Genomic DNA, 242 nt, shown 5'->3' with positions numbered 1-242 from the left:
GCGAGGCCGTCCTCGACCAGCTCGACGCCCTCGCGGCCGAGGGGCCGGACGAGCCCATCGGCCTCGTCCTCGGCAGCGGCTTCGAGGCCGCCCCCGACCTGATGCGGGCCATCGCGGAGCGCTACCGCGTCCTCGGCGCCGGCCCGGATTGCGTGGCGAGGCTCAAGGACCCCTTCGCCTTCGCATCCCTCTGCCGGCAGCATGGCGTGCCGCACCCCACCGGCACCCGCGAGCCCGTATCC

1 protein-coding gene is annotated in these 242 nt (G+C 75.6%); it reads left to right on the top strand.

Annotation, left to right across the window (positions count from 1 at the left end; translation table 11 throughout):
• Nucleotides 1-242: hypothetical protein (locus CVH10_RS26375; protein ID WP_219925082.1), on the top strand; the 242-nt coding region annotated here is incomplete at both ends.

Source organism: Halomonas sp. ND22Bw (genome assembly GCF_003011945.1).
GTDB classification, from domain to species: domain Bacteria; phylum Pseudomonadota; class Gammaproteobacteria; order Pseudomonadales; family Halomonadaceae; genus Halomonas; species Halomonas halophila.
This window is presented reverse-complemented; position numbering and strand designations above follow the sequence as displayed.